Source organism: Klebsiella grimontii, assembly GCF_900200035.1.
Taxonomy (GTDB): domain Bacteria; phylum Pseudomonadota; class Gammaproteobacteria; order Enterobacterales; family Enterobacteriaceae; genus Klebsiella; species Klebsiella grimontii.
Map to the genome: position 1 here is coordinate 113519 of NZ_FZTC01000045.1, position 24459 is coordinate 137977.

22 protein-coding genes are annotated in these 24459 nt (G+C 55.0%); 9 read left to right on the top strand and 13 right to left on the bottom strand.

The window, feature by feature from the left end; genetic code table 11:
• Window positions 1–59: 59 nt before the first annotated feature.
• The 3 genes from argR to yhcN-B all read left to right on the top strand — a co-directional run bounded on the left by argR (window position 60) and on the right by yhcN-B (window position 1518).
• Window positions 60–530 carry a transcriptional regulator ArgR gene (argR, locus tag KOSB73_RS27950; RefSeq protein WP_098141348.1) on the top strand — a complete coding sequence of 157 codons (471 nt, stop codon included), beginning with the start codon at window positions 60–62 and terminating at the stop codon, window positions 528–530.
• 354 nt (window positions 531–884) lie between these two features.
• Window positions 885–1148 (top strand): peroxide/acid stress response protein YhcN, encoded by a 264-nt coding sequence (gene yhcN / locus KOSB73_RS27955; RefSeq protein ID WP_004106226.1) that lies wholly within the window; start codon window positions 885–887, stop codon window positions 1146–1148.
• 103 nt (window positions 1149–1251) lie between these two features.
• Window positions 1252–1518, top strand: a complete 267-nt coding sequence (gene yhcN-B / locus KOSB73_RS27960; protein ID WP_004106229.1) for a DUF1471 family stress response protein YhcN-B — start codon at window positions 1252–1254, stop codon at window positions 1516–1518.
• Between the two features lie 50 nt (window positions 1519–1568).
• Here the strand turns inward: yhcN-B and KOSB73_RS27965 are convergent, their stop codons facing one another.
• From KOSB73_RS27965 to aaeX, 4 genes are all read right to left on the bottom strand, one after another.
• Window positions 1569–1844, bottom strand: coding sequence for a barstar family protein (locus tag KOSB73_RS27965; protein WP_049087091.1), 276 nt, complete (start codon window positions 1842–1844; stop codon window positions 1569–1571).
• A gap of 140 nt (window positions 1845–1984) precedes the next feature.
• Complete coding sequence (gene aaeB, locus KOSB73_RS27970; protein ID WP_098141350.1) at window positions 1985–3952, bottom strand: p-hydroxybenzoic acid efflux pump subunit AaeB; 1968 nt, start codon at window positions 3950–3952, stop codon at window positions 1985–1987.
• 5 nt (window positions 3953–3957) lie between these two features.
• Complete coding sequence (gene aaeA, locus KOSB73_RS27975; RefSeq protein WP_004139725.1) at window positions 3958–4890, bottom strand: p-hydroxybenzoic acid efflux pump subunit AaeA; 933 nt, start codon at window positions 4888–4890, stop codon at window positions 3958–3960.
• Window positions 4891–4897: 7 nt separating this feature from the next.
• The gene (gene aaeX / locus KOSB73_RS27980) at window positions 4898–5101 is read right to left on the bottom strand and encodes a p-hydroxybenzoic acid efflux pump operon protein AaeX (RefSeq protein WP_002918640.1); all 204 of its coding nucleotides are present in this window, start codon (window positions 5099–5101) and stop codon (window positions 4898–4900) included.
• Between the two features lie 131 nt (window positions 5102–5232).
• Here aaeX and aaeR point away from each other — a divergent pair, with 131 nt between their 5' ends.
• The gene (gene aaeR, locus KOSB73_RS27985) at window positions 5233–6162 is read left to right on the top strand and encodes an HTH-type transcriptional activator AaeR (RefSeq protein WP_004139722.1); all 930 of its coding nucleotides are present in this window, start codon (window positions 5233–5235) and stop codon (window positions 6160–6162) included.
• Here aaeR and fucR read toward each other — a convergent pair.
• From fucR to csrD, 9 genes are all read right to left on the bottom strand, one after another.
• Window positions 6159–6905: an L-fucose operon activator gene (gene fucR, locus KOSB73_RS27990; protein WP_024360656.1), complete on the bottom strand. Its 747-nt coding sequence runs from the start codon at window positions 6903–6905 to the stop codon at window positions 6159–6161. The genes aaeR and fucR overlap by 4 nt on opposite strands.
• A gap of 58 nt (window positions 6906–6963) precedes the next feature.
• A complete protein-coding gene (gene tldD / locus KOSB73_RS27995; protein WP_024360655.1) occupies window positions 6964–8409 on the bottom strand; it encodes a metalloprotease TldD in 1446 nt (481 codons plus the stop codon).
• A gap of 88 nt (window positions 8410–8497) precedes the next feature.
• The gene (yhdP, locus tag KOSB73_RS28000) at window positions 8498–12295 is read right to left on the bottom strand and encodes an AsmA2 domain-containing protein YhdP (protein ID WP_098141352.1); all 3798 of its coding nucleotides are present in this window, start codon (window positions 12293–12295) and stop codon (window positions 8498–8500) included.
• Window positions 12296–12373: 78 nt separating this feature from the next.
• Entirely contained in the window at window positions 12374–13843 is a 1470-nt protein-coding gene (rng, locus tag KOSB73_RS28005) for a ribonuclease G (RefSeq protein WP_004125826.1), read from the bottom strand.
• A gap of 2 nt (window positions 13844–13845) precedes the next feature.
• Window positions 13846–14427, bottom strand: coding sequence for a Maf family protein (locus tag KOSB73_RS28010; RefSeq protein ID WP_004139711.1), 582 nt, complete (start codon window positions 14425–14427; stop codon window positions 13846–13848).
• A 7-nt stretch (window positions 14428–14434) separates the two neighbouring features.
• Window positions 14435–14923, bottom strand: coding sequence for a rod shape-determining protein MreD (gene mreD, locus KOSB73_RS28015; protein WP_004125830.1), 489 nt, complete (start codon window positions 14921–14923; stop codon window positions 14435–14437).
• Window positions 14923–15909: a rod shape-determining protein MreC gene (gene mreC / locus KOSB73_RS28020; protein ID WP_004125831.1), complete on the bottom strand. Its 987-nt coding sequence runs from the start codon at window positions 15907–15909 to the stop codon at window positions 14923–14925. The genes mreD and mreC overlap by 1 nt, the downstream gene beginning before the upstream one ends.
• Window positions 15910–15979: 70 nt before the next feature.
• Window positions 15980–17023 (bottom strand): rod shape-determining protein MreB, encoded by a 1044-nt coding sequence (gene mreB / locus KOSB73_RS28025; protein WP_002918653.1) that lies wholly within the window; start codon window positions 17021–17023, stop codon window positions 15980–15982.
• Between the two features lie 305 nt (window positions 17024–17328).
• Window positions 17329–19269: an RNase E specificity factor CsrD gene (csrD, locus tag KOSB73_RS28030; RefSeq protein ID WP_004139703.1), complete on the bottom strand. Its 1941-nt coding sequence runs from the start codon at window positions 19267–19269 to the stop codon at window positions 17329–17331.
• A gap of 219 nt (window positions 19270–19488) precedes the next feature.
• On the opposite strand from csrD, the gene acuI reads away from it, so the two are divergent.
• The 5 genes from acuI (at window position 19489) to accC (ending at window position 24368) form a co-directional block, all read left to right on the top strand.
• Window positions 19489–20463: an acrylyl-CoA reductase (NADPH) gene (gene acuI / locus KOSB73_RS28035; RefSeq protein ID WP_004139700.1), complete on the top strand. Its 975-nt coding sequence runs from the start codon at window positions 19489–19491 to the stop codon at window positions 20461–20463.
• Between the two features lie 77 nt (window positions 20464–20540).
• Window positions 20541–21542, top strand: a complete 1002-nt coding sequence (gene msrP / locus KOSB73_RS28040; protein ID WP_049086308.1) for a protein-methionine-sulfoxide reductase catalytic subunit MsrP — start codon at window positions 20541–20543, stop codon at window positions 21540–21542.
• Window positions 21542–22141 (top strand): protein-methionine-sulfoxide reductase heme-binding subunit MsrQ, encoded by a 600-nt coding sequence (gene msrQ / locus KOSB73_RS28045; protein WP_004139694.1) that lies wholly within the window; start codon window positions 21542–21544, stop codon window positions 22139–22141. Before msrP ends, msrQ begins: the two co-directional genes overlap by 1 nt.
• Window positions 22142–22534: 393 nt before the next feature.
• Complete coding sequence (gene accB, locus KOSB73_RS28060) at window positions 22535–23008, top strand: acetyl-CoA carboxylase biotin carboxyl carrier protein (protein ID WP_004125844.1); 474 nt, start codon at window positions 22535–22537, stop codon at window positions 23006–23008.
• Between the two features lie 10 nt (window positions 23009–23018).
• On the top strand, window positions 23019–24368 hold the full coding sequence (gene accC / locus KOSB73_RS28065) for an acetyl-CoA carboxylase biotin carboxylase subunit (RefSeq protein WP_004125846.1): 1350 nt from the start codon (window positions 23019–23021) through the stop codon (window positions 24366–24368).
• The last annotated feature ends 91 nt before the right edge of the window (window positions 24369–24459 follow it).

The following is a 24459-nucleotide window of genomic DNA, read 5'->3' on the forward strand; positions in this document are numbered from 1 at the left end:
CATAAAAATGCATGTTTATGCATAATGATGTTGTTTTTACCACCATAATTGGGTGACTTATGCGTAGTTCGGCAAAACAAGAAGAACTGGTTAAGGCGTTTAAAGCGCTGCTTAAAGAAGAAAAATTCAGCTCTCAAGGTGAAATCGTACAGGCCCTGCAAGAGGAAGGCTTCGATAATATCAACCAATCGAAAGTCTCACGTATGCTCACCAAGTTTGGCGCCGTACGCACGCGTAACGCCAAAATGGAAATGGTTTACTGCCTGCCCGCCGAGCTTGGCGTCCCGACGACCTCCAGCCCGCTAAAAAACCTGGTGCTGGATATCGACTATAACGATTCGGTCGTGGTTATTCATACCAGCCCAGGCGCAGCACAGCTGATCGCCCGGCTTCTGGACTCCCTGGGCAAAGCCGAGGGTATTCTCGGCAGCATTGCCGGTGATGATACTATCTTTACCACTCCGGCCAGGTGTTTTACCGTTAAAGAGCTGCATGACGCTATCCTCGTCCTGTTTGAGCAGGAACTCTGATGCCCTTCCCTCTGGTTAACGCCAGAGGATATTCCTTCAAAAAATTATCATTTCTTTAACATTTTGTGTGTTTTTCCGCTTCTACACATTCATTTACGTGATGAAACCGGCTTAAGCGCACAAAAGATCAAATACATATAACTTAATGATTTTATTAATTATTATTGCCTATCCTGGCGAAATTGTGACATTTCTAATTCTTATACGTTATAAAAAAGACATTTCTTTGTGATTATTTACATGAAAAACAATTAGCAAGGTATTAATATTTTCAGTGATTAGTGTATACTTGATTTTGTGATGAGGGTCACGAAACAAAGACCCCCAACAAAAAGATTCGACGAGGTGAACATCATGAAAATCAAAACCACTGTAGCAGCATTAAGCATCCTTTCCGTTCTGTCTTTCGGCGCCTTCGCCGCTGACTCCATTAACAGCGAACAGGCTCAAGGCCGTCAGGCAATCGGCACCGTTTCCGTCGGCGCGGTAAGTTCTTCCCCGATGGATATGCACGAAATGCTGAACAAGAAAGCGCAAGAAGAAGGTGCTTCCTCTTATCGCATTATCGAAGCACGTACCGGTGACCACTGGCACGCTACGGCTGAACTGTATAAATAAGATTTAACGATTGTCGGTCATTAACTGAAACAGAATCTCTCCAGCGGCCTCAGGTTCATTAAAACCTTCCGCCGCTGCAAATAATAAGGTTGGAGAAAAAATTATGAAAAGCGCAATTATCATCGCATCCCTGGGTCTGGCTTCCGTTCTCTCTTTCGGCGCAAACGCCGCCGTTAATCAAGTGAACGCTGAACAGGCGCAAAATCTGCAGTCCATGGGCACCGTTTCCGTTTCTCAGGTAGGCAGCGCGCCGATGGATATGCGCCAGGAACTGGCGGCTAAAGCTGAAAAAGAAGGCGCCAGCAGCTACCGTATTATTGAAGCCCGTACCGGCGATAACTGGCACGCTACGGCTGAGCTGTACAAATAAACCCTCGTCGTCTTATCCGACGACTTGCCCCCGCTCTGTCGGGGGCTTTTTTATGGCTGCCGCACATTAAAACGAAGCTCCCCTTCCAGCTCTTCTTCCGCCTCATCAAATAGCAATATTATCGCGCCAAAGCGCCGTCGCTGATTATCGCTTAAATGAATAAACTCAATCTCCAGCGGCAGAGGCAGTAGCCCGGCGGTCACCGCTTCCCACAGCGAATCAAGGTTGTTCACCTTCTCACGCGTTAAGCCAAAGGTACGTGAAAACTCACGATAAAAATCCTGCTGTTCAGCTATTTCATCAAAATCAAAGGTATAGGTAGCCATTGCCCGCATCCTGTCCACACCTGCAACTTTTCATAGCCCGGTCATCCCGGCGTGTAGTTCCACTCTGACGGTGGAATTCATACTCAGACAATTAAGTATAGCGATAAAAAAACCGACGCTTCAGGCGTCGGTTCTGGCGGCTAGCTATTGGTTAATACATGCTGGTACTTATGCAGCATCTCCACCAGCCTTCGCACCGGCTCGGTCACCTGCGGAGAGGCTTCCCAGAGCTGTAATTTTTGCTGGTAGATATCCAGCTCATCAAGCAGGCGGGCAAAATAGTAGCGGCGCTTATCATCGCTGCTGGCGGAAATGACGCGATCCGCCGTACGACGCAGCTGCCGGTGAAATACCGACAGGTCGTCATTTATCGGTACTGGCGCGTCGCGCAGGCGCTGATGGGCAATAATCAGGGTCAGCGCCAAACGAAAGCGCGCGATATCGCCGGGGAATTTATTCAGCAACAAAAAGAGCTGACGATACAGGGCCGGCAAATGGTTTTCTTTGCGTCGCGCCGTATTGGTGGTCAGCGATGATACCGCCGCCGAGACAAACTGGTTGAGCAACACGCGACCGGTGCGAGCCCGAGAGTTATCGCGAACCAGTAAGATCACCATCAGCGCGAGGAAACACCCCACGATCTGGCCTAAGGCGCTATCCAGAAATTGGTTGAATTGAAACTTCATCGGATTATCCAGCACCAGAATATTAATGGTGCTGGCCAGCGCCCCCAGCGAACCCAGCCGCCGCTTTTGCACCTCGATACCGATAAAAAATGCCATCACCGCCAGGCTGATGCACAGCAGCAGCATGCTTTGCTGCGTCGCGGGCATAATCACGAGGAAAAACAGCGCCCCCAGCGGTAATGCCGCCAGCGTGCCGTAGAGGAAATCGATAGCCACCATTCGCGGATTAGGTAAACGCATCGCTAAGGCCGTAACAACCGCGATCATCACCATCGCCCCGCTCCCTGAAGTCCAGCCGGTCCACAGCCAGAACAGCGTACCGAGGATACAGGAGATAGACGTACGCCAAAAGTTGACCATCGCATGGTGTCGCTCGGCGGATTCCGCCTTCACCACCACTTCGCCTTGCAGCACTTCCGCTTCAATACGGCTGATTTTGGTATTGCCGACCACGCCCCGCTTCAAAAGCAGATAGCGCGTCGCGGCCCCGACCCAGCTGTAGATCGTCACCGGCGTATTGTGCTCTCCCTTCCAGGTCAAAAAGCGGCGCATCCGCTTTAACTGGCGGTGCACGTCCTGCACGGTCTCAACCGGTTCAGCGAACAGCTCGCGATAGTCATCGGTGACCATCTCAGGCCGGGTATTCTGAATCAAATAGGTTTCACAGGCTTGGGTAATTAAGGTCAGAGAGAGGGTATTGATCGCCTTCAGCCGCTGGTTCACTTTTGCCCAGCGCGAAGACTCCATAATTAAGTTTCCGCGCATCCCTTCCAGTCCGTTGGTACGGCGAACCAGCGCGCTCCAGGCCTTATCGACTTCATCTTTATCGGCATACGCCACGCAAAGCTGCATCAGGCGGTATTGATCGATCAGCAGGTTATCCAGCTCAAGGTCGATCTCTTTTTTAATCGAACGCGGCGAAAATAGCAGGTCGGCCACGATGGCGCTGACGATACCAACAACAATTTCACTGCACCGTTCGACGGCGAACTGCGGCGCCAGCATCGGCTCTTCGTGGATAGTGATAATAATGATAAGCGCGGTATAGCCCGCCAGGCCCCAGGCATAGGAGTTCTCAACCCGCACCAGCGAGGAGATCCAGGTACAGAACCCTGCCCACAGGCAGCAGACCAGCACCATCAGCAGCGGGGCGCGAATCATCAGGATGATAATCGCCAGCGCGGCGATACAGCCGATAAAGGTACCGACAATACGCAGCATCCCGCGATAGCGGATAGCCCCGGAGTAAGGCTCTCCGCCGGCGGCAAACGCCGGGCCGGCGGCCACGATGGCTGCGGTAAGCACCGCCCAGCGCGGTGTTTCCAGCTGAAAGTGAAAACCGACGAATAACGCCAGCACTACCGCACAGGCTAATTTAACGGCAAAGCGGAGATGCCGGGGTTCGATGGTGAAAATCCCCATGGCGATTAACCGAACTCACGCAGGCGCATCGCCAGTTTCTGGAAGAAACTTGTCCGGCTGGAATCGCGGTCGTCTTTACCGGTAATCACCACCGTCGCGGTCGTCCCCGCCGGCCAGAGGTTGCCCTGCTGCTGGTCAAGGTGAATACGTACCGGCACCCGCTGCGCCAGGCGTACCCATTCAAGATTAGAATCAATAGAGGCCAGCCCTTTCGTATCGCTGCTGCTGCTGGCATTGGTGACCCCAGCAGCGATGCTGTCGACGGTGCCTTTAAGAGTTTGCACGCTTCCCAGCGGGGTAATTTCGGCGCGGAAGCCGGGGCGCACGCCCTCAAGCTTGGTCTCTTCCAGGTAGGCCATCACATAGAAGGTATTCTGCTTGACCAGCGCAACCGCGGTAGAACCGCGGGTGATAAACTCGCCGCTGTAGACGTTCAGGTTCGTCACCCAGCCGTCAGCCGGGGCGCGAATGACCGTGCGTTCAAGATCAAGCTTCGCCAGATCGCGACTCGCGGTCGCTTTTGCCAACTGATGCTCAACGGTTTGCAGAACGTTATTCGCCTGGTCAATCTCCTCCCGGGACATGGCCTGGACGCCAAGGCGGTTACGACGGCCGGCTTCAACGCGCTTCTCCTGCGCCAGAGTCTGGTAATAGGAGACATCGGCTTCAGCCTCAGCTAAGGCTTTCTGGTAACGCGGCTGGTCAATGACGAACAAAACCTGGTCTTTCTTAACCAGTTGGTTATCCTTGATATTCACCTGCGAAATCAGGCCGGAAACATCGGGAGCGATGGCCACAATATCCGCACTAAAGCGCGCATCGCGCGTCCAGGGCGAGGCGGTGTAATACACCCATGCGCGAAAAATCGCCACAAATGCCAGGATAACCAGTATCACAGTGATTGCGGTACGGAGGATATTTCTTGTTAGTGTTTTCACATCTACCTCAAACGAACAAACGCGATATCAGATAAAACAGGCAGCAATAGAGCGCGGTATTAAACAGTGCCGGATGCCAGACAAAATCATAGATGCCGGTCGGAACCAGCAGGCGGTGCACCAGCCAAAAGATGGCTAGCGACAATAGCAACTCAAAGAAGATCGGCGGAAACGACAAGCCGAAAATCACAATGACAGGAAACAGACTCATGATGACCTTGATAAGAAGCGTACAGGTGATATGCGCGATGCGTTTATTATTAAGCTAACTATATAGTAACGTAACAATTGCGGTCTTATCTATAATGTGTGATCTAAATCACTTTTAAGCCAGAGTGAATAATGGAACGATTAAAACGCATGTCCGTATTTGCCAGAGTGGTGGAATTAGGTTCCTTTACCGCCGCGGCCCGCCAGCTCCAGATGAGCGTTTCTTCCATCAGCCAGACGGTAGCTAAACTGGAAGATGAGCTGCAGGTTAAGCTACTCAACCGCAGTACGCGCAGTCTTGGCTTAACCGAAGCGGGAAAAATATATTATCAAGGCTGTCGGCGGATGCTGTTCGAAGTCCAGGATGTCCATGAACAGCTATACGCGTTTAACAATACGCCCATCGGTACGCTGCGCATCGGCTGTTCTTCAACTATGGCACAGAATGTCCTGGCTCGCATAACGGCCGATATGCTCAAAGAGCACCCGGGGCTCTCCATCAACCTGGTCACCGGCATCCCGGCGCCGGACCTGATCGCGGACGGTCTGGACGTGGTGATTCGCGTGGGAGCGCTGCAGGACTCCAGCCTCTTTTCCCGCCGTCTGGGCTCTATGCCAATGGTGCTCTGCGCGGCGAAAAGCTATCTCCAGCACGCCGGATGTCCGGAAAAGCCGGCGGATCTCGCCAGCCACTCCTGGCTGGAATACAGCGTCCGGCCGGATAACGAATTTGAAATCATCGCCCCGGAAGGCATTTCAACCAAGCTGATCCCTCAGGGCAGATTCGTCACTAACGATCCGATGACGCTGGTGCGCTGGCTAACGGCAGGCGTCGGCGTGGCTTACGTTCCGCTGATGTGGGCGATCGAAGAGATCAACCGCGGCGAACTGGAGATCCTGCTGCCGAGCTACCAGTCCGATCCGCGCCCGGTGTACGCGCTATATACCGAGAAAGATAAGCTGCCCCTGAAGGTACAGGTATGCATTAATTATCTGACTGAGTATTTCGTCGGGGTGGCAAATATTTACCAGGGTATGCGCGGTCGGGGGATAGCCCGCTAGCGGCCAGAGCCTGCGAAAAAGGGTAATAACGTATTATCAGGCCCGGCATCGGAAATGATCTGCGTCACGTCGCGGAGATTGCCGATGCGCACCTCGCCGGAGCGATGAAATTTGCTTTTGTCGATTAACAATAGCGACTGTGCCGCCCGTTTCAGCAGCAGCGATTTGTAAGCGGCATTATTGGCGCTGGAATCCCAGAGCACGCCGTCGTTATCGATCCCCTCGCAGGAAAAAATGAATAGATCGATCTCCAGCGATTTGACCTGCGATAACAGCGCAGGGTTAACGTAATAGCCATATTGACGCTGAAGCTGACCACCGGCGCTGATCAGTTGGATCCGCTCACGGCGGCCCAGCTCTACGCAGACCGGATGGCTGTTGGTAAACACTGTCAGGTTACTATTCGGTAGCTGACGCGCCAGAAACCAGCAGGTTGAGCTGGCATCCAGCGCGATCGTCATGCCTTCATCAATCCACGCCAGCGCGGTACGGGCAATATCAGATTTATGGGCATAATGGCTTTTCACGCGGCGATGAAACGGCTTCTCGCCGTTGTGATTATCGCGCAGGAGAACGCGCGCCTGTCCGTGGCTACGCTGGATACTCCCCTGTTTCTGCAGCTCGCTCAAATCGCGACGAACGGTCTCGATGCTGACCTGCAGAAGCTGGGATAACGCTTCAGTAGTTAGGGTGTGGTGCTGACTGAGTAACTCGACTATCTGCTGCTGACGCGCGGCTTTCATCGCGACCCCGCGGAGGTGATGTGCGCTTTCGCCGCGAGCGAAAGCGCATTGAGAGGTATCAGGCAGTACCGCCGACGGTGAGTTTATCCACTTTGAGCGTTGGCTGACCGACGCCAACCGGTACGCTCTGGCCCTCTTTGCCGCAAACGCCGACGCCGCTGTCCAGCTTCAGATCGTTCCCCACCATCGAAATCTGCTGCATCGCTTCGATACCTGAACCGATAAGCGTCGCCCCCTTCACCGCTTTGGTCACTTTGCCTTTTTCAATCAGGTAGGCTTCAGACGTGGAGAAGACAAATTTGCCGGAGGTGATATCCACCTGACCGCCGCCAAAGTTCGGCGCGTAGATGCCGTAATCGACCGATTCGATAATCTCCTGCGGCGTGGATTTTCCCGCCAGCATGTAGGTGTTGGTCATACGCGGCATAGGCAGATGCGCGTAGGATTCGCGACGACCGTTGCCGGTTGGCGCCACGCCCATCAGCCGGGCATTGAGCTTGTCCTGCATATAGCCTTTGAGAATGCCGTTTTCAATCAAAACGTTATACTGACCCGGGGTACCTTCGTCATCAATGGCGACGGAGCCGCGACGGTTGGCAATGGTACCATCATCCACCACGGTGCACAGCTCAGAGGCCACCAGCTCACCCATATGGCCGCTGAATACCGACGTCCCCCGACGGTTAAAATCGCCTTCCAGTCCGTGACCGACGGCTTCATGAAGCAGCACGCCAGGCCAGCCTGCGCCCAGTACGACCGGCAGCATTCCGGCGGGCGCGGCGACGGCGGTCAGATTGACCAGCGCCATGCGCACGGCTTCTCTCGCCCAAACATCCGCGCGCACATCGCCATCCTGGGAGGCCAGGAAATAGTCGTAGCCAAAGCGACCGCCGCCGCCGCTGGCGCCGCGTTCGCGTTTGCCATCCTCTTCCACCAGCACGCTGACGGAAAGACGAACCAGCGGGCGCACGTCCGCCGCCAGCGTGCCGTCGGTGGCGGCCACAAGAATTAACTCGTAGACGCCGGTCAGGCTGGCGGAAACTTCCTGCACCCGTTTATCGGCCGCGCGAGCGGTTTTATCTACCCGGCGCAGAATATCCAGCTTCTCTTCCCGACTCATGCTTTGCAGCGGGTCGATGCTGGTATAGAGGGAGCTGTACTCCACTCCGCCGAGGGTATGAACTTTACCATCGCCGTGGTCGCGTACAATGGTACGCGCCGCCTGCGCGCTCTGTTCCAGCGCCAGTCGGCTAATCTGGTCCGCATAGGCAAAGCCGGTTTTTTCCCCGCTCACCGCACGGACGCCGACGCCCTGGTCGATATTGTACGAACCATCTTTAATGATGCTGTCTTCAAGAACCCAGGACTCGTGATAGCTCGACTGAAAATAGAGATCGCCGTAATCCAGACGGCGCTCGGCCAGTTGGCCAAGAATGGTAAACAGATCCTGATGATTCAGGCCGTTTGCCGACAGTAATTGTTCACTTACCAGGTTCAGACTCATCGTTTTGCTACTCGTTTGTTGCCGCCTCTCGGGCGGAAATAAAATAGGCTCTCTATTGAGAGTGCGGTAATTACGCACAATCGTCAAATCATTGCTTTTTGTCGCTCCGCGCCTGGCGCAGCACTTCGTTAATTTGCGGCTGATCGATAGGACCGGTGATGCGATAGCGCAGAATTGAAACCTTATTCCACAGCGGCCCCAGCACCTTACTGGCGGCAAAGACCGCGGCGCCGATTATCGGGTTAACGGCAAAGGCCGCGGCGACGCCCACGGTCGCGGAAATTTCCGGCGCGACCACGGCCTGCATATCCAGCTGACGGCGGACAAGATCCACCGACCCCTTCATGGCGATATCCGCTTCCAGACCATCAACCAGCGTATCGTCGGTATGCATAACGCCGTCTTTAATCCACGCCGTACTGCGAATGGAATCGAAGTAGAAACCTTCGCTGAAGGTATCGCTAAAGTCGAAACGCAGCTTGCGAAGCAGCGCGTCAACGCTCAACAAACGCAGCAGCTGGCCGGCGTGGCCGGTGCTGAGATCGGTAAACTCGCCTTTCCCAAGACGGCTTTTCAGGATCCCGTTCAGCGAGGCAACATCGGGCTGCCACGGCGGCGCACGCCAGTGAAGGTCATAATCAATATCAAACGATGAACCTTTTACCGGCGTGGACACGCCGAAGAAGTTGACGAAATCATCGGTTTTATTACCGTGCAGTTTACCTTTTAAAGAGGTTCGTACGCCCGTCGGCGCGCTTACCCATACGCCATCGGTCGTCAGGCGGCCAAACCCGGTATCCACCAGGCCATTTGCCAGCGTCAGGGTATCGCCGCGGATATCAAAATCGCCTTCGATGCGACCATATTTTTGCCCCCACAGCCAGCACTCGGCGCAGCGAAGCTGAAGGTCCGGCCAGCCGTGGAAATCAATTTTGGCGTCAGCCAGAGGGCCGCTGCTTTTTTCCGTCCCGCCGCTTTTCGCTGCAGTGGGGTTGTAGTAGAGATAGCGAATGGCTGCCAGCCACGGCGCGTTTTTGCGCATCGTCAGGGTGGCGTTAACTTCACGCCCCTGGGCTTCAATCTTCGTCCCTCCGGCGCCGGGTTGGGAAACAAGGCTGACGTTATTCCAGCTCTGGCCCGCCATCGTTAACACCGGCGTACGCAGCGTGACCTGCTCGGGGAAAACCATATTGCTGCTGACGTCATTGGCCGCGCCGCCCTGGAACAGCGCAAGCCACTGCGCGCCATCCATCGGCGGCATATTCAGCTCCACGCCAGGCTGCTCGGGAAGCGGCGACACGGCTTTACTGTCAGTGGTTAAAATAGCGCGGTCCAGAGTCAGCTTATGACCCAGCAGCCAGCGGCTATTGATATGATTTTTCGCCCCCACGGAGCCAGCCAGAGTAAAGCTGCTTAGGCCGCCATCAACCTTAATGTTTACCGGCAAAGGCTCACCGGCCTGTTTATCGACCGGCGCAGGTAAGTGACTACTTACATTCTTCAGGTCAGCGTTAACATCCACCTTATAGCTCGCGCTACCGCGATACGGAAGTTCAATCGCGACTTTACCGTCCCAGGGCACGCTGCCGCTCAGGGTGCCTTCCAGGGCTTTCGGCAGTAAACCGGTACGCGCGGGCTGCCAGCTGGCGTTCATCCCGACGTCTACCAGGAATGCTTTCGCGCCTTCGGTGGTCGAGAAATCGATATTCAGCGGCTGATTAAACCAGGTCGCGCTCATCGGTTCGCTTTTCAGGTCGCCGTTTACGAAGCTGAATTTACCGCTCAGGTTCTGCAATGTAGTATCAATAGGCTTGATAAATAAGCTGTTATTGTTCAGCCGGACATCACCCTTAGCGGTGGTCATCTCGCCATCCAGGGGGATATCAAGATGTAAGCGAGCGCTCACACCACCGTCCAACTGAAGCTCACCCAGCGCCGCCCCCAGCGTCTCTTTCAGCGGCGTCTCGTTAAAATAAGGGCCAACTTCTTTACCCGGACCGTTAACATCGGCATCAATTAATAACTTTTCACGCGAATAGTCGGGAATTACCGCGTCGAGATTGCTGGCGGTCACTTTGCCGAGCATCGCCTTATCGGCCTTCATCCATAGTCCGTCATTGATAAAGTTAAGGTCGATATTCAGGCCGGTTAGCGCAGGCCAGTCAGGCTGAAAGGCAAAGGTGGCGTTCTTGAGCGGCACCGTAACCTGGAATTGCCCCTCATTATGCTTATACGGGAAAAGGTGCGGGTTGCCGCCATAAGCCAGCGTGGCATCGGTGGCCTGGCCGCCTTTAATCGCTCCGCTGAGGTAATCCACCAGCGCTTTGCCCATCAGATTTTCCGGGAAGTAGCGCCATGCCTGACCGCCGTCGTTGGTACTGATACCGGCCAGGATACCGAGCCAGGGTTCATCACCCTGCGGCTGCAGATAGCGGAACCCGCCGCGGGCGCGAACGCCGGTTGCCTGTACGTCGATGTCGCGACCATCGAGCATAAAACCTTTGTCATTCTTCACCCAGCTGAGGGTCGCATCGCCCCGGGCGATCTCCAGCGGCGCGCGAAAGACCGTTTCATAGGGCATTCTCGCCTGCGTCATGCGGGCATGCAGGGTACCGTTTTCCACGCTGCCGGCAATGTTGCCGGAGAAATGCTCAGCCCCTGGCAGCAGCTTCCACTGCTTCCAGGACATGTCGCTCCAGTCCGCCTGAAAGCGCGTTTTTTCCGCCATCTGCAGCGGAATATCCAGCGCCAGAAGGTTAATTTTGCCGTCCGGCTGCGTCGTACGCCAGATTTCGCCCAGCGACGGCGCCAGTTTATCCGCCATCGGCTGCAGCCCGGTCAGGCCGCTAAGGTTAAGATTGCTGGCGCGAATGCGCAGCTCATCGCTGCGTTGACCATTTTTTCCACCCACATCCTGAGCCGGGATCCACGCCATCGACAGCGCGCCGCGCGGCCAGGGTTTATTATCCATCGAAATGCGCGTATCAGGGATGTCAAAGCCCCAGCTTTGATTATCGCGATAGATGTGCGCCGTCAGATTATCAACCGAGAGATGATGCTTATCTTTGTCGCCCTGCCAGCTGGCGCCGCCTTTTTTCAGCCATACATCCCCGCTGGCGACGTCGCCTTTATCGATAGTCATCCAGCCTTCGAGGCTAAACCGCGCGCTTTGCAGGGCGATGTTGTCCTGCATCCAGCGACCAAGCCATGGCTTAACGTCGATATCATCGGCCTGAAGCCAGACGCGCCCCTTATTGAGCAAGCCGTCTTCATCGCGCAGGTCCATGCGCACCTGCATCACGCCATGCTGGCCGGTCAGGCTGCTAAGACTAAGCTGCCCCTCAGCGCGATGGCGATTTTTACCGTTCAGCCAGGTAAGCTGCGGGATCGAGAGTTCTGCCCGCTGACCCGAGATCGTCAGGAAGCTCAGATGGCTATCGCGAAGGATAAAGTGGTCGAACTGGCGGAGAAAAAGATCGCTGATACGGTCGGTTTTCAGCCCTTCACCGCCGTTATTGGTTTGAATAGGAGTATTGGTATGAATCTGCAGCTGCCAGAAGGTTAGATCGCGAAACTGCCAGCGCATATGCAGCAGGCTTTGCCAGACGTCGAGTGCCAGAGTGACGCGTTTGACGGAAAGCTCACCGCCGTCATTCAGGCCGGCCTTAACATCACGGACATCAAGCGTCGGGCCAAACGTCTGCCAGCTGGCGACAATGTTTGAGGCATCGACCGGCACGCCGGCCATCGCGGAGACTTTTTCCAGCACCTGTGGACGCCAGCTGTTCAACTGCGGCAGAACGAGACGCAGACCGCTCACCAGCAGTGCGACGACAACAATCAATGTTGCCGCGGTGAGCAGTAATATCCCGGGCAGTCGCCTCACGCATCTCTCCTTGTCAGCCTGTTACGCGTCATCCTTTCGCCCGCCTCTTTATCCCGACATCAGCAAGCAAACGGATGATTACATCATTACGACATCAAACTGCTCTTGATTATAGAGCGGTTCAATTTGTACTTTGACCTGCTTACCGACAAAGATCTCGACTTCTGCCAGCGCGTGCGACTCTTCCCCTTTCAGCGTTTCCGCTACCGCAGGAGAAGCATAGACCAGGAATCGGTCGGAATCGTAGGCGTGATGCACGCGCACGATTTCGCGCATGATTTCATAGCACACCGTTTCCACCGTTTTCACCGTACCGCGCCCGTGGCAGGTAGGACACTCATTACACAGCACGTGCTCCACGCTTTCACGAGTGCGCTTGCGGGTCATCTCTACCAGTCCAAGCTGGGAGAAGCCGTTAATGCTGGTTTTAACCCGGTCTTTGCTCAGCGCCTGCTCAAGAGAGTGCAGCACCCGGCGACGGTGATCTTCATTGTTCATATCAATGAAATCAATGATGATAATCCCGCCGAGATTGCGCAGCCGTAGCTGACGAGCAATCGCCTGGGTCGCCTCAATATTGGTATTAAAGATAGTATCGTCAAGATTACGGTGACCGACGAATGCGCCGGTGTTGATATCAACGGTGGTCATCGCTTCCGTTTGATCAATGATCAGATAACCGCCTGATTTCAGCTCAACTTTACGCTCCAGCGCGCGCTGAATTTCGTTTTCCACGTCGAAAAGATCGAAAATCGGCTGGCGGCCGCTGTAGTGCTCCAGCTTGCTGGTCATCTCCGGAATATATTCGGCGGTAAACTCAAGCAGCGATTCGTAGGTCAGACGGGAGTCCACGCGAATACGGTCAAGATGCGCATCGGCGAAATCACGCAGCACGCGCTGCGCCAGCGCCAGCTCACCGTACATTTGATAACGCGTCTGCTGGCGCTTTTTGCGCTCCATCACTTTTGTCCAGACGCGCTTGAGATAGGCGGCATCTGCGGCCATCTCCTGCTCATGAACGCCTTCCGCCGCGGTACGGATAATGAATCCGCCCTGTTCGTCACAGTATTCAGAGACCACTTTTTTCAGGCGTTCGCGTTCCGCTTCGCTTTCAATACGCTGAGAGACGCCGACGTGCGAAGCCCCGGGCATAAAGACCAGATAGCGAGAAGGAATGGTGATATCGGTGGTCAGGCGGGCGCCTTTGGTGCCGAGAGGATCTTTCACCACCTGCACCATTAAATCCTGCCCCTGACGCACCAGCTCGGAGATATCGCGGACGGCGAACTGCTTTTGCTCTTCGCCCGCCACGCACTCGGTATGCGGCATAATATCGGAAGCGTGCAGAAACGCGGCCTTATCCAGGCCAATATCTACAAAAGCCGCCTGCATTCCCGGCAGCACCCGACTGACACGACCCTTGTAGATATTGCCTACTATTCCGCGTCGCGCTTCACGCTCAATATGAATTTCCTGAAGAATACCGCCATCAATGTAAGCGACGCGCGTTTCTGATGGCGTTACGTTAACTAATAGTTCAGCAGTCATCTTTATCCCTTTTCTTCACGCAGTGAGTTAAAGTTACTTAGCAACTCATACGTTTCCACTAGCGGTAAGCCAACTACGGCGTGATAGCTGCCATTTATCTTCCTGACGAAACAGCCACCCAACCCCTGAATACCGTATGCACCTGCTTTATCTAACGGTTCGCCGCTGGCGACATAATCGGCGATATCCTGTACTGAGAGCACGCGGAAAGTAACCTCCGTGACCACCAGGCAATCCAGCGTCTGCTGCTTATCGGCCAGCGCCACGGCGGTCATCACCTGATGGGTTTTCCCGGAAAGCATGCGCAACATTTCTGCGGCGTGCCCGGCATCGCGCGGTTTTTCCAGCACGTCACCGTTCAGGATGACAATGGTATCCGCGCCCAAAACGGGCAGATCGAGCGGTGCCAGCGCGACGCCAGCCTGCGCCTTTTCGCGCGCCAGACGGACCACATACTGCTGAGCACTCTCCTGCGGGCGGCGCAGTTCCTCAATACCGGGAACCACGCGCTCAAAAGCGAGGCCAAGCTGAGTCAGCAGTTCCTGCCGACGCGGAGAACCTGAAGCAAGATACAGAGTCGTCATATCAACCTTATTGCACCGCAAACTGCTGGCGCACTTTACGCATCAGCAGGAAAATCCATGGCCAGAGCACACCGTTTACTACACTACTCCAGAACACTTCCGGACGGAAAGAGACGTTGATCACTAAAAACTCTGCCCAGAAAACAATGATATCCACGGAGAGGGATAACATGACGACTACCAGAGCCTGTTGCCAGAGCGCCAGATTGCGGAACAGCTGATATTTCAGCGCGACCAGATAAGCCACAATACTTAATGATAGTGCGCGAACGCCAAGCGTCGAGCCGCTGATGAGATCGAGGATCGCCCCCATCACAAAGCCTGTGCCGACATTAACCCGGTGGGGCAGCGCGAGGATCCAGTACAACAGGATAAGCAATACCCAGTTTGGCCGGTAAACGCTAATGTCCGCCGGCCAGGGCATTATTTGCAGCAATAGTGCGATAAGAAACGAGAGCCAGATAACCCAGCGTCCCTGGCTACGGTAACTTGCCACTATTGCCCCCCCGCTGGCTGAGACTGCTGTGGCATACCGGTTGCCGGAGCCGGCATCTGCGGCCCCATCGCATCTGGCGCAGGCAGAACCTGCGGCATCATCTGCATCAGGCGTTCATTCGCTACGCGATGAACCTCTTCCGGCGTCATCGGATTCGCGCCGTTGCGATCGGCTCCCCATAGCAGCAGCAGGTAACGCAGGCGCTGCAGACCGGCTGTCGGACGCGCCTGAATCACCGTATACGCGCGCTGCGTATCCAGCTTAACGGACGAAACCACCCCTACCGGATACCCTTCAGGGAAGCGGCCGCCGAGGCCCGAAGTCACCAGGACGTCGCCGACGCGAATATCGGTATTGGCCGGCAGATGTTCCAGCTGCAAATCGTCGGTACAGCCGTTGCCTGCGGCAATCACGCGAATATCGTTACGCAGTACCTGAATCGGTAACGCATGCGTGGCATCGCAAATCAGCAGCACGCGGCTGGTCAGTTTCGCCACCGCCACCACCTGACCCACAACGCCTTTATCGCTGATCACCGGCTGGCCTTCATAAACGCCGTTAACGCTGCCTTTATCGATAACGACCTGATCGCTATAGGGGTCGTTAACCGTTGAGATGACCTGGGTCACCATTTTTTGCTCGTCCTGACGCAGCGGAGAGCCCAGCAGTTCCCGCAGACGCGCGTTCTCCTGCTTGTACTGGCCCAGCATCAACAGATCGCTGTTCTTCAGCAACAGTTCCTGGCGCAACGCGCGGTTTTCCAGTTCGAGCTGGTCGCGGGTGGCCAGCGTTTGCGAAACGCTATCCAGCAATTCCCGTGGACCATTAGAAACAAAGTAGAAAGGGCTGACGGCAGTATCCATGTACGTTCGAATTTGGCTGAACGTACCCAGGCGGCTGTCGGCGATTATCACGCCAAGCGCCACCAAAACCGCCAGAATAAGGCGAATCTGTAGCGACGGGCCACGGCTAAAAATTGGCTTCATAGGCTATGCGTATTCTCGTGTCAGTTAAGATCGGGGCAGCCGTAGGCCAGCTACCCGGATCTCAGGCTGACTACTCTTCGCTGAACAAGTCGCCGCCGTGCATATCGATCATTTCCAGTGCCTTGCCGCCGCCACGAGCGACGCAGGTCAGTGGATCTTCTGCAACTACGACAGGTATTCCTGTCTCTTCCATTAACAGACGGTCAAGGTTGCGCAACAGTGCGCCACCGCCGGTCAGAACCATTCCGCGTTCGGAGATATCGGAAGCCAGTTCCGGCGGGCACTGTTCCAGCGCGACCATCACCGCGCTGACGATGCCGGTCAACGGCTCCTGCAGCGCTTCGAGGATTTCGTTAGAGTTCAGCGTAAAGCCGCGCGGCACGCCTTCAGCAAGGTTACGCCCGCGAACTTCGATTTCGCGAACTTCATCACCCGGATAAGCGGAACCGATCTCGTGCTTAATACGTTCTGCAGTCGCTTCGCCGATCAGGGAACCATAGTTACGACGGACATAATTAATGACGGCTTCGTCAAAACGGTCGCCGCCGATACGGACGGAGGAGGAGTAAACCACACCGTTCAGAGAGATAACCGCCACTTCAGTGGTACCGCCGCCGATATCCACAACCATCGAACCCGTTGCTTCGGAGACCGGCAGACCGGCGCCGATCGCAGCCGCCATCGGCTCTTCAATCAGGAAGACTTCACGGGCGCCAGCGCCCTGTGCGGATTCGCGAATCGCGCGACGCTCAACCTGGGTCGCGCCAACCGGTACGCAGACCAGCACGCGCGGGCTCGGACGCATAAAGCTGTTGCTGTGCACCTGTTTAATAAAGTGCTGGAGCATTTTTTCGGTAACGAAGAAGTCGGCGATAACGCCGTCTTTCATTGGGCGAATAGCTGCAATGTTGCCCGGTGTACGCCCAAGCATCTGCTTCGCTTCATGACCCACAGCGGCGACGCTTTTCGGCGATCCGGCACGATCCTGACGAATGGCCACAACGGAAGGCTCATTCAATACGATGCCTTGTCCTTTTACATAAATCAGGGTATTCGCGGTACCCAGGTCAATGGACAGGTCATTGGAAAACATGCCACGAAATTTTTTTAACATACTAAGGGATAATCCTGAAAGCTGGGGCGGAAAACAAAATCCGCTTACTTTACCAACCACGCGCAGCAGCGACAAGGCGCAAAAATCATCTGCTGCGGTGAAAATTAGTGCAGTTCGTTACCTTTGTTACAAATTTGACTGAGTCCGTCCGACGCAGAAATCTTCAGCAGCGCTCCGCGCTTGAATCTGCAACCTGTCAAAGGTCATTCACTGGCATTTACATTGCGACAATCCGGCAGGTAGACAAGCACACCCCCATCACTATGGCGCGCATTATTCTACGTGAAATCACGCTAAACGGCAGATCAAACAGAGTATCTTTGCGAATATTTTTTCACATTTGTGTCAAGTGGCTGTGAGGCGGCAAAAAATTCCCCCTGACCGCCGGTAACACCGCATTGAGACAGCACCTGCCACTCGCTTCGGCTGAGCACGCCGGTTGCGAAAACCTGAACCGGCATTCCTTTACAGGCCTCAACCAGGCTCTGGACCAGCAGCTGATTTTCACTGCGTTTTTCTATATTGCGCGATAACCCCGAATGCAGCTTAATCACTTCAACGTCGAGCTGCTTGATCCAGCTAGTTCCAACCAGCGTCAGACCGGCCTGAACAACGGCGATCCGAATACCTAAAGCGTTAACCAACCGCATAACCGGCTGCAGGCGGCCGATATATTGACAAACATCCGCCTCTGCAAGTTCAAAAATAATACGTCGACGGTGCGATTTTTCGCATTGCATCAAAGTATCGCGCAGCCAGCGCTGGAATCGGGGGCGGATTAAAGACTCAACCGTCACTTGCAGCGCGAGGTTTTCTTCCGGCCAGAAGCCTAAAAACGGCAGCAGTCGCGTAATTTGCAGGCGGTCATACTCTTCCGCCAGGCCAAACTGCAGCACCATCGGCATATATTCCGCCGCAATCACCTCTTCCTTGCCATCATACAGACGGCACATTAGCTCGCGATGATGTACGCGACCGTCGCGAGTCACCGCCGGTTTCTGGTAAAGTCGCGGCCCGCCTCGGCTGAGCATCTGCTCGATAAGGGTACGCCAGCGCACGTTGCCACGCCCTTTCTCCGGCAGAGAGTCATCATAGACAGCCCAGCTATTGCTGCCCTGCAGCACCGCATTGCGCGTAGCCGCTTCCGCATGTTCCATCACCTGAGCCGCCGTTTGCCCGCTACGGAAAGCACAGATCCCGATATGCATCATATCGTCACGATCGAGAATGCGCGTCGGCGGCAGAGCGTCCATGGCTTTCAATAGCAACCCGGCAATGCTGTCCGCCTCTTTTAACGTACGATGCGGAAGCAAGACGGCAAAATCGCTGCGATGGTAGCGAGCCAGCAGCGCGCCAGGGTAACGCATGATGAAAGTGGAAAGCATGTTGATCAGCGTAAAGTAATGCTCTTCGGTCGCCGCGCGCCCCCAGTTATCGCGAAGCAGGTCGAAATCCGGCAGGCGGATCATCATAACGATGCCGTATGACCCCACCTTCTCCTGATCTTCAAGCAGCGTCGATAGCTGGTTATCAAAAAATAATCGGTTACTCAGCCCGGTTTTTGAATCCTGCGCGACATAGGAACGAATCAGGGTATCCATGCGGCTTCGCTGATCGCTGGCGAACTGAAGTTCGGATAGCAGCATATCCAGCGCGCTACTGGTGTTCGCTGGCCACTCGTGTACCGATCCGCGCACCTGCGGTCCACGTTCGCCATTAAGAATACGCGCAGTGCGAAGCTCCAGTAGCTCCTGGCCCGCCAGCTGGCGACGGATCCAGCGCACGGAGAAAAAGATAATCAGCACCATAAAACCAATGGCGATGGAAAGCGGCGCGGTGACGTGCAGTGAACGGAAGTAATTGGCCATGGGATCCAGGTATACCAGATGGATAGCCATACCTGGGTGTTTGAGCGACGGGACCGTGATAGCGCGAAACTGCTTGCTGCTGCCTAAAGGGCGATAGTTATCGGTGCGAGAATGGCTATAGACCGACTTGCCATTGAGCTGAAAATCAACGCGCACCGCTTCGACCGGCGTCATCAGTTCATCCATCTGCGGTTCAATCTGGTCAAAGGACATAGAGACCAGACGGTTATCCAGCATCGTCGCCACCGCCTGAACGCGGTTAGTCATTTTTAGCTGAATGCCGTTATAAAAACTCAGCGAAGCGCCAATCAGCGTGACAAAGATCGTCAGGCCGGTGAGCAACGTGACAAAAGCTGAGAATTTCGTCGTTAATCGCATCCCTGTGTTAACTCCGCGTGTGAATGACTACCCGATAAACATCCGGGCTCCTGTGCTGGCGCCTAAACTAAAGTAAGCACTAACTTTCTAAAGAGCGACGCATACTATCAAAGCTGGCGCATCTGGCAATTTATTGCGTTACGTCGGTGTAATAATGCCGTTAGCGAGTATAGTCTGCAGAAAAAATTTTCCAATCATCCAACCTATGAGGACCGGCGCATGCAGGCTTTAATCTTAGAACAGCAGGATGGCAAAACTCTCTCTTCGGTGCAAACCATTGACGCCAGCCAGCTGCCACAGGGCGATGTGACAGTGGATGTCCAATGGTCCAGCCTCAACTATAAAGATGCGCTGGCTATCACCGGGAAAGGAAAAATTATCCGCAACTTTCCGATGATTCCTGGCATCGATTTTGCCGGTTTTGTCCACAGCAGCGAAGATCCTCGCTTCCACGCCGGCCAGCAGGTGCTGCTGACCGGATGGGGCGTGGGGGAAAACCACTGGGGCGGTCTGGCGGAGCGCGCTCGCGTTAAAGGCGACTGGCTGGTGGCGATGCCTCAAGGCCTGGATGGACGTAAAGCCATGGTGATTGGTACCGCGGGTTTCACCGCGATGCTGTGCGTGATGGCGCTGGAAGACGCCGGGATCCGTCCTGAAGACGGCGAAGTGGTGGTCACCGGGGCCAGCGGCGGTGTCGGCAGCACCGCGGTCGCTTTGCTGCATCATCTCGGGTACAAGGTGGCGGCGGTTTCCGGGCGCGAAAGCACGCATGAATATCTTAAAAACCTCGGCGCTCAGCGCATTCTTAGCCGCGATGAGTTCGCCGAAACCCGGCCGCTGGAAAAACAGCTGTGGGCCGGTGCCGTTGACACCGTTGGCGATAAAGTGCTGGCAAAAGTACTGGCGCAGATGAACTACGGCGGCTGCGTCGCCGCCTGCGGTCTGGCAGGCGGCTTTGCTCTGCCCACTACCGTGATGCCCTTTATTCTGCGTAACGTGCGCCTGCAGGGCGTTGACTCGGTGATGACCCCTCCCGCGCGCCGGGCCGAGGCCTGGCAGCGGCTGGTTCGCGATCTCCCGGAATCTTTCTACGCGCAAAGCGCAACGGAAATCACCCTCGCGGAAGCCCCTGCGTTTGCCGATAAGATCATGAGCAATAAAATTCAGGGCCGCACGCTGGTCAAAATCGCCTAATCTGCAATTTTTCGTGACATATTCGCAATAACGCTGCGCCTCCGCCATGCTAAGAAAAACGCATGACGGAGGATGCCATGAAACCCAAAAAACTGACGGAAGCCGACGTGACGGCAGAATCCGTTTTTATGTTGCAACGTCGCCAGGTCCTGAAAATGCTGGGGATTAGCGCGACCGCCCTTTCCCTCTCCCCCTCCGCGCAAGCTGACCTGCTGGATTGGTTTAAAGGCAACGACCGCCCGCCGGCACCGGCGGGTAAAGCGCTGACGTTCGATAAACCGGCGCAATGGCAAAACAATCTCACGTTAACGCCGGAAGATAAGGTATCAGGCTACAACAACTTTTATGAGTTCGGCCTGGATAAAGCCGATCCGGCGGCAAATGCCGGAAGCCTGCGCACTAACCCCTGGACGCTAACGATCGGCGGTGAAGTGGCAAAACCCCTCACGCTCGATCATGACGACCTGACCAGCCGTTTCCCGCTGGAGGAGAGAATTTACCGCATGCGCTGCGTCGAAGCCTGGTCGATGGTGATTCCGTGGGTCGGCTTCCCGCTACATAAACTGCTGTCGCTGGTCGAACCCACCAGCAATGCACGCTACGTCGCGTTTAAAACGCTTTATGCGCCTGAGCAGATGCCGGGCCAGAAGGATCGTTTTATCGGCGGCGGGCTGGCGTATCCCTATGTCGAAGGGCTGCGGCTCGATGAAGCCATGCATCCTCTGACGCTGCTCAGCGTCGGCGTGTATGGCAAAGCGCTGCCCCCGCAAAACGGCGCGCCGGTTCGACTCACCGTTCCCTGGAAGTACGGTTTCAAAGGGATAAAGTCGATCGTCAGTATCGAACTGACTCGTGAACGTCCCCCCACCACCTGGAACCTCGCCGGGCCTGAGGAATATGGCTTCTACGCCAACGTCAACCCGCATGTCGATCATCCCCGCTGGTCGCAGGCAACCGAGCGCTTTATCGGCGCAGGCGGCGTACTCGACGTCAAACGCCAGCCAACGTTGCTCTTCAACGGCTATGCCGAGGAAGTGGCCTCGCTCTACCGGGGCCTGAACCTGCGGGAGAATTACTAGTGCGCCTGACTGTAAAGCAGATAACCTGGCTGAAAGCGCTTCTCCATCTTGCCGGCTTTTTGCCTTTTGTCTGGCTGTTTTGGGCCGGGCATCAAGGGTATTTCAGCGCCGATCCGGCAAAGGATATCCAGCACTTCACCGGTAGGATGGCTCTTAAATTCCTGCTGGCTACCTTGCTTGTTTCGCCGCTGGCGCGCTACGCTAAACAGCCGTTATTGATACGCACCCGGCGTTTACTCGGTTTATGGTGCTTTGCCTGGGCAACGCTGCATTTGACCAGCTATACGCTGCTCGAACTTGGGATTAACAATCTGACGCTATTGGGTACAGAAGTGTTCACCCGCCCCTACCTGACGCTGGGGTTAATCAGCTGGCTGATTCTGCTGGCGCTGGCGGCGACGTCAACGCAAGCGATGCAGCGAAAATTGGGGCGTCGCTGGCAAACATTGCATAACTTCGTCTATGTTGTCGCGATCCTCGCCCCCATCCACTACCTGTGGTCGGTGAAGATTTTATCCCCGCAACCGATAATTTATGCGCTGCTGGCGGTCCTGCTTCTGGCATGGCGATACAAGAAGTTCCGCCAGTGGTGGCGCTAATTCCGGATATGTGCAGTTTCCCGCAGTTCTTTTATCAACCGCCACTCTTTTCACGATAGCGGTTGATAATCTTCCCTGATAAGACCAGTATTTAGCTGCCAATTGCTACGAAATCGTTATAATGTGCGACTTTGGTTTTCCTGACGGGCTTTTTGAGTCCCGAAAAGGTGACAATCGCGCATCGAAGGTATATTTTGTTTTTTACCCGAGAATGGCAGAAGATAGCCGCATATTGGCCGATAAGTTTCGCTTTTTGCTTTCGAGCATCGGAGGCTTAACCTGTCGGCTTCTGAAGAAGCGCGGCATCTTGCAACAGCAGTAATTCATATGCTTTACAGACGGTGCTAACACGCCTGTCACAATCACACTAAACAAAGAGTACGGAACCCACTCATGGATATTCGTAAGATTAAAAAACTGATCGAGCTGGTTGAAGAATCAGGCATCTCCGAACTGGAAATTTCTGAAGGCGAAGAGTCTGTACGCATCAGCCGTGCCGCGCCAAACGCAGGTTTCCCGGTGATGCAACAGGCTTATGCCGCACCGATGATGCAGCAACAGCCAGCGCTGTCTAACGCAGTCGCCTCTGCGGCAACGCCAGCAATGGAAGCCCCTGCGGCAGCGGAAATCAGTGGCCACATCGTACGTTCCCCAATGGTTGGTACTTTCTACCGCACCCCGAGCCCGGACGCGAAAGCCTTCATCGAAATCGGTCAGAAAGTTAACGCGGGCGATACCCTGTGCATCGTTGAAGCCATGAAAATGATGAACCAGATCGAAGCCGATAAATCCGGCGTGGTGAAAGCCATTCTGGTCGAAAGTGGTCAACCGGTAGAATTTGACGAGCCACTGGTCGTCATCGAATAACGAGGCGAACATGCTGGATAAAATTGTTATCGCCAACCGCGGCGAGATTGCATTGCGTATCCTGCGTGCCTGTAAAGAACTGGGCATCAAGACCGTTGCTGTGCACTCAACGGCGGATCGCGATTTAAAACACGTATTGTTAGCGGATGAGACGGTCTGTATCGGCCCGGCGCCGTCCGTAAAAAGCTACCTTAATATCCCGGCGATTATCAGCGCTGCTGAAATCACCGGCGCGGTGGCTATTCACCCGGGTTACGGATTTTTGTCCGAAAACGCAAACTTCGCTGAGCAGGTTGAGCGTTCCGGCTTTATCTTTATCGGTCCGAAAGCTGACACCATCCGCCTGATGGGCGATAAAGTGTCGGCTATCACCGCGATGAAGAAAGCCGGCGTTCCGACCGTACCGGGCTCTGACGGCCCGCTGGGCGAAGATATGGACGTTAACCGCGCTCATGCAAAACGCATTGGCTACCCGGTGATTATCAAAGCCTCCGGCGGCGGCGGCGGTCGCGGTATGCGCGTCGTGCGCAGCGATGCTGAGCTGGCGCAATCCATCTCCATGACCAAAGCGGAAGCGAAAGCCGCTTTCAACAACGACATGGTGTATATGGAGAAATACCTGGAGAATCCTCGTCACATCGAGATCCAGGTACTGGCTGACGGCCAGGGTAACGCTATCTATCTGGCTGAGCGCGACTGCTCCATGCAGCGTCGTCACCAGAAAGTGGTCGAAGAGGCGCCAGCACCGGGCATTACGCCGGAACTGCGTCGCTATATCGGCGAGCGTTGCTCCAAAGCGTGCGTCGATATCGGCTATCGCGGCGCGGGTACTTTTGAGTTCCTGTTCGAAAACGGCGAGTTCTATTTCATCGAAATGAACACCCGTATTCAGGTTGAACATCCGGTAACCGAAATGATCACCGGCGTCGACCTGATTAAAGAACAGCTGCGTATCGCTGCAGGGCAGCCGCTGTCCATCAAGCAGGAAGAAGTTGTGGTTAAAGGCCATGCGGTGGAATGCCGTATCAACGCCGAAGACCCGAATACCTTCCTGCCGAGCCCGGGTAAAATTACCCGCTTCCACGCGCCGGGCGGTTTTGGCGTGCGCTGGGAGTCTCATATCTACGCAGGCTACACCGTGCCTCCGTACTATGACTCCATGATCGGGAAGCTGATCTGCTATGGCGAAAACCGTGATGTCGCGATTGCCCGCATGAAGAATGCGCTGCAGGAGCTGATTATCGACGGCATCAAAACCAACGTTGATCTGCAGATTCGCATCATGAACGACGAGCATTTCCAGAATGGTGGCACCAATATCCACTATCTGGAGAAAAAACTCGGATTGCAGGAGAAGTAATTCTGCCATCGTTGCAAAAGGCCGGATAACCCGGCCTTTTTTCTTTTTCTCTCCCCTCCTCTTTGCCATGCGGTACAATCCCCGCTTTCTT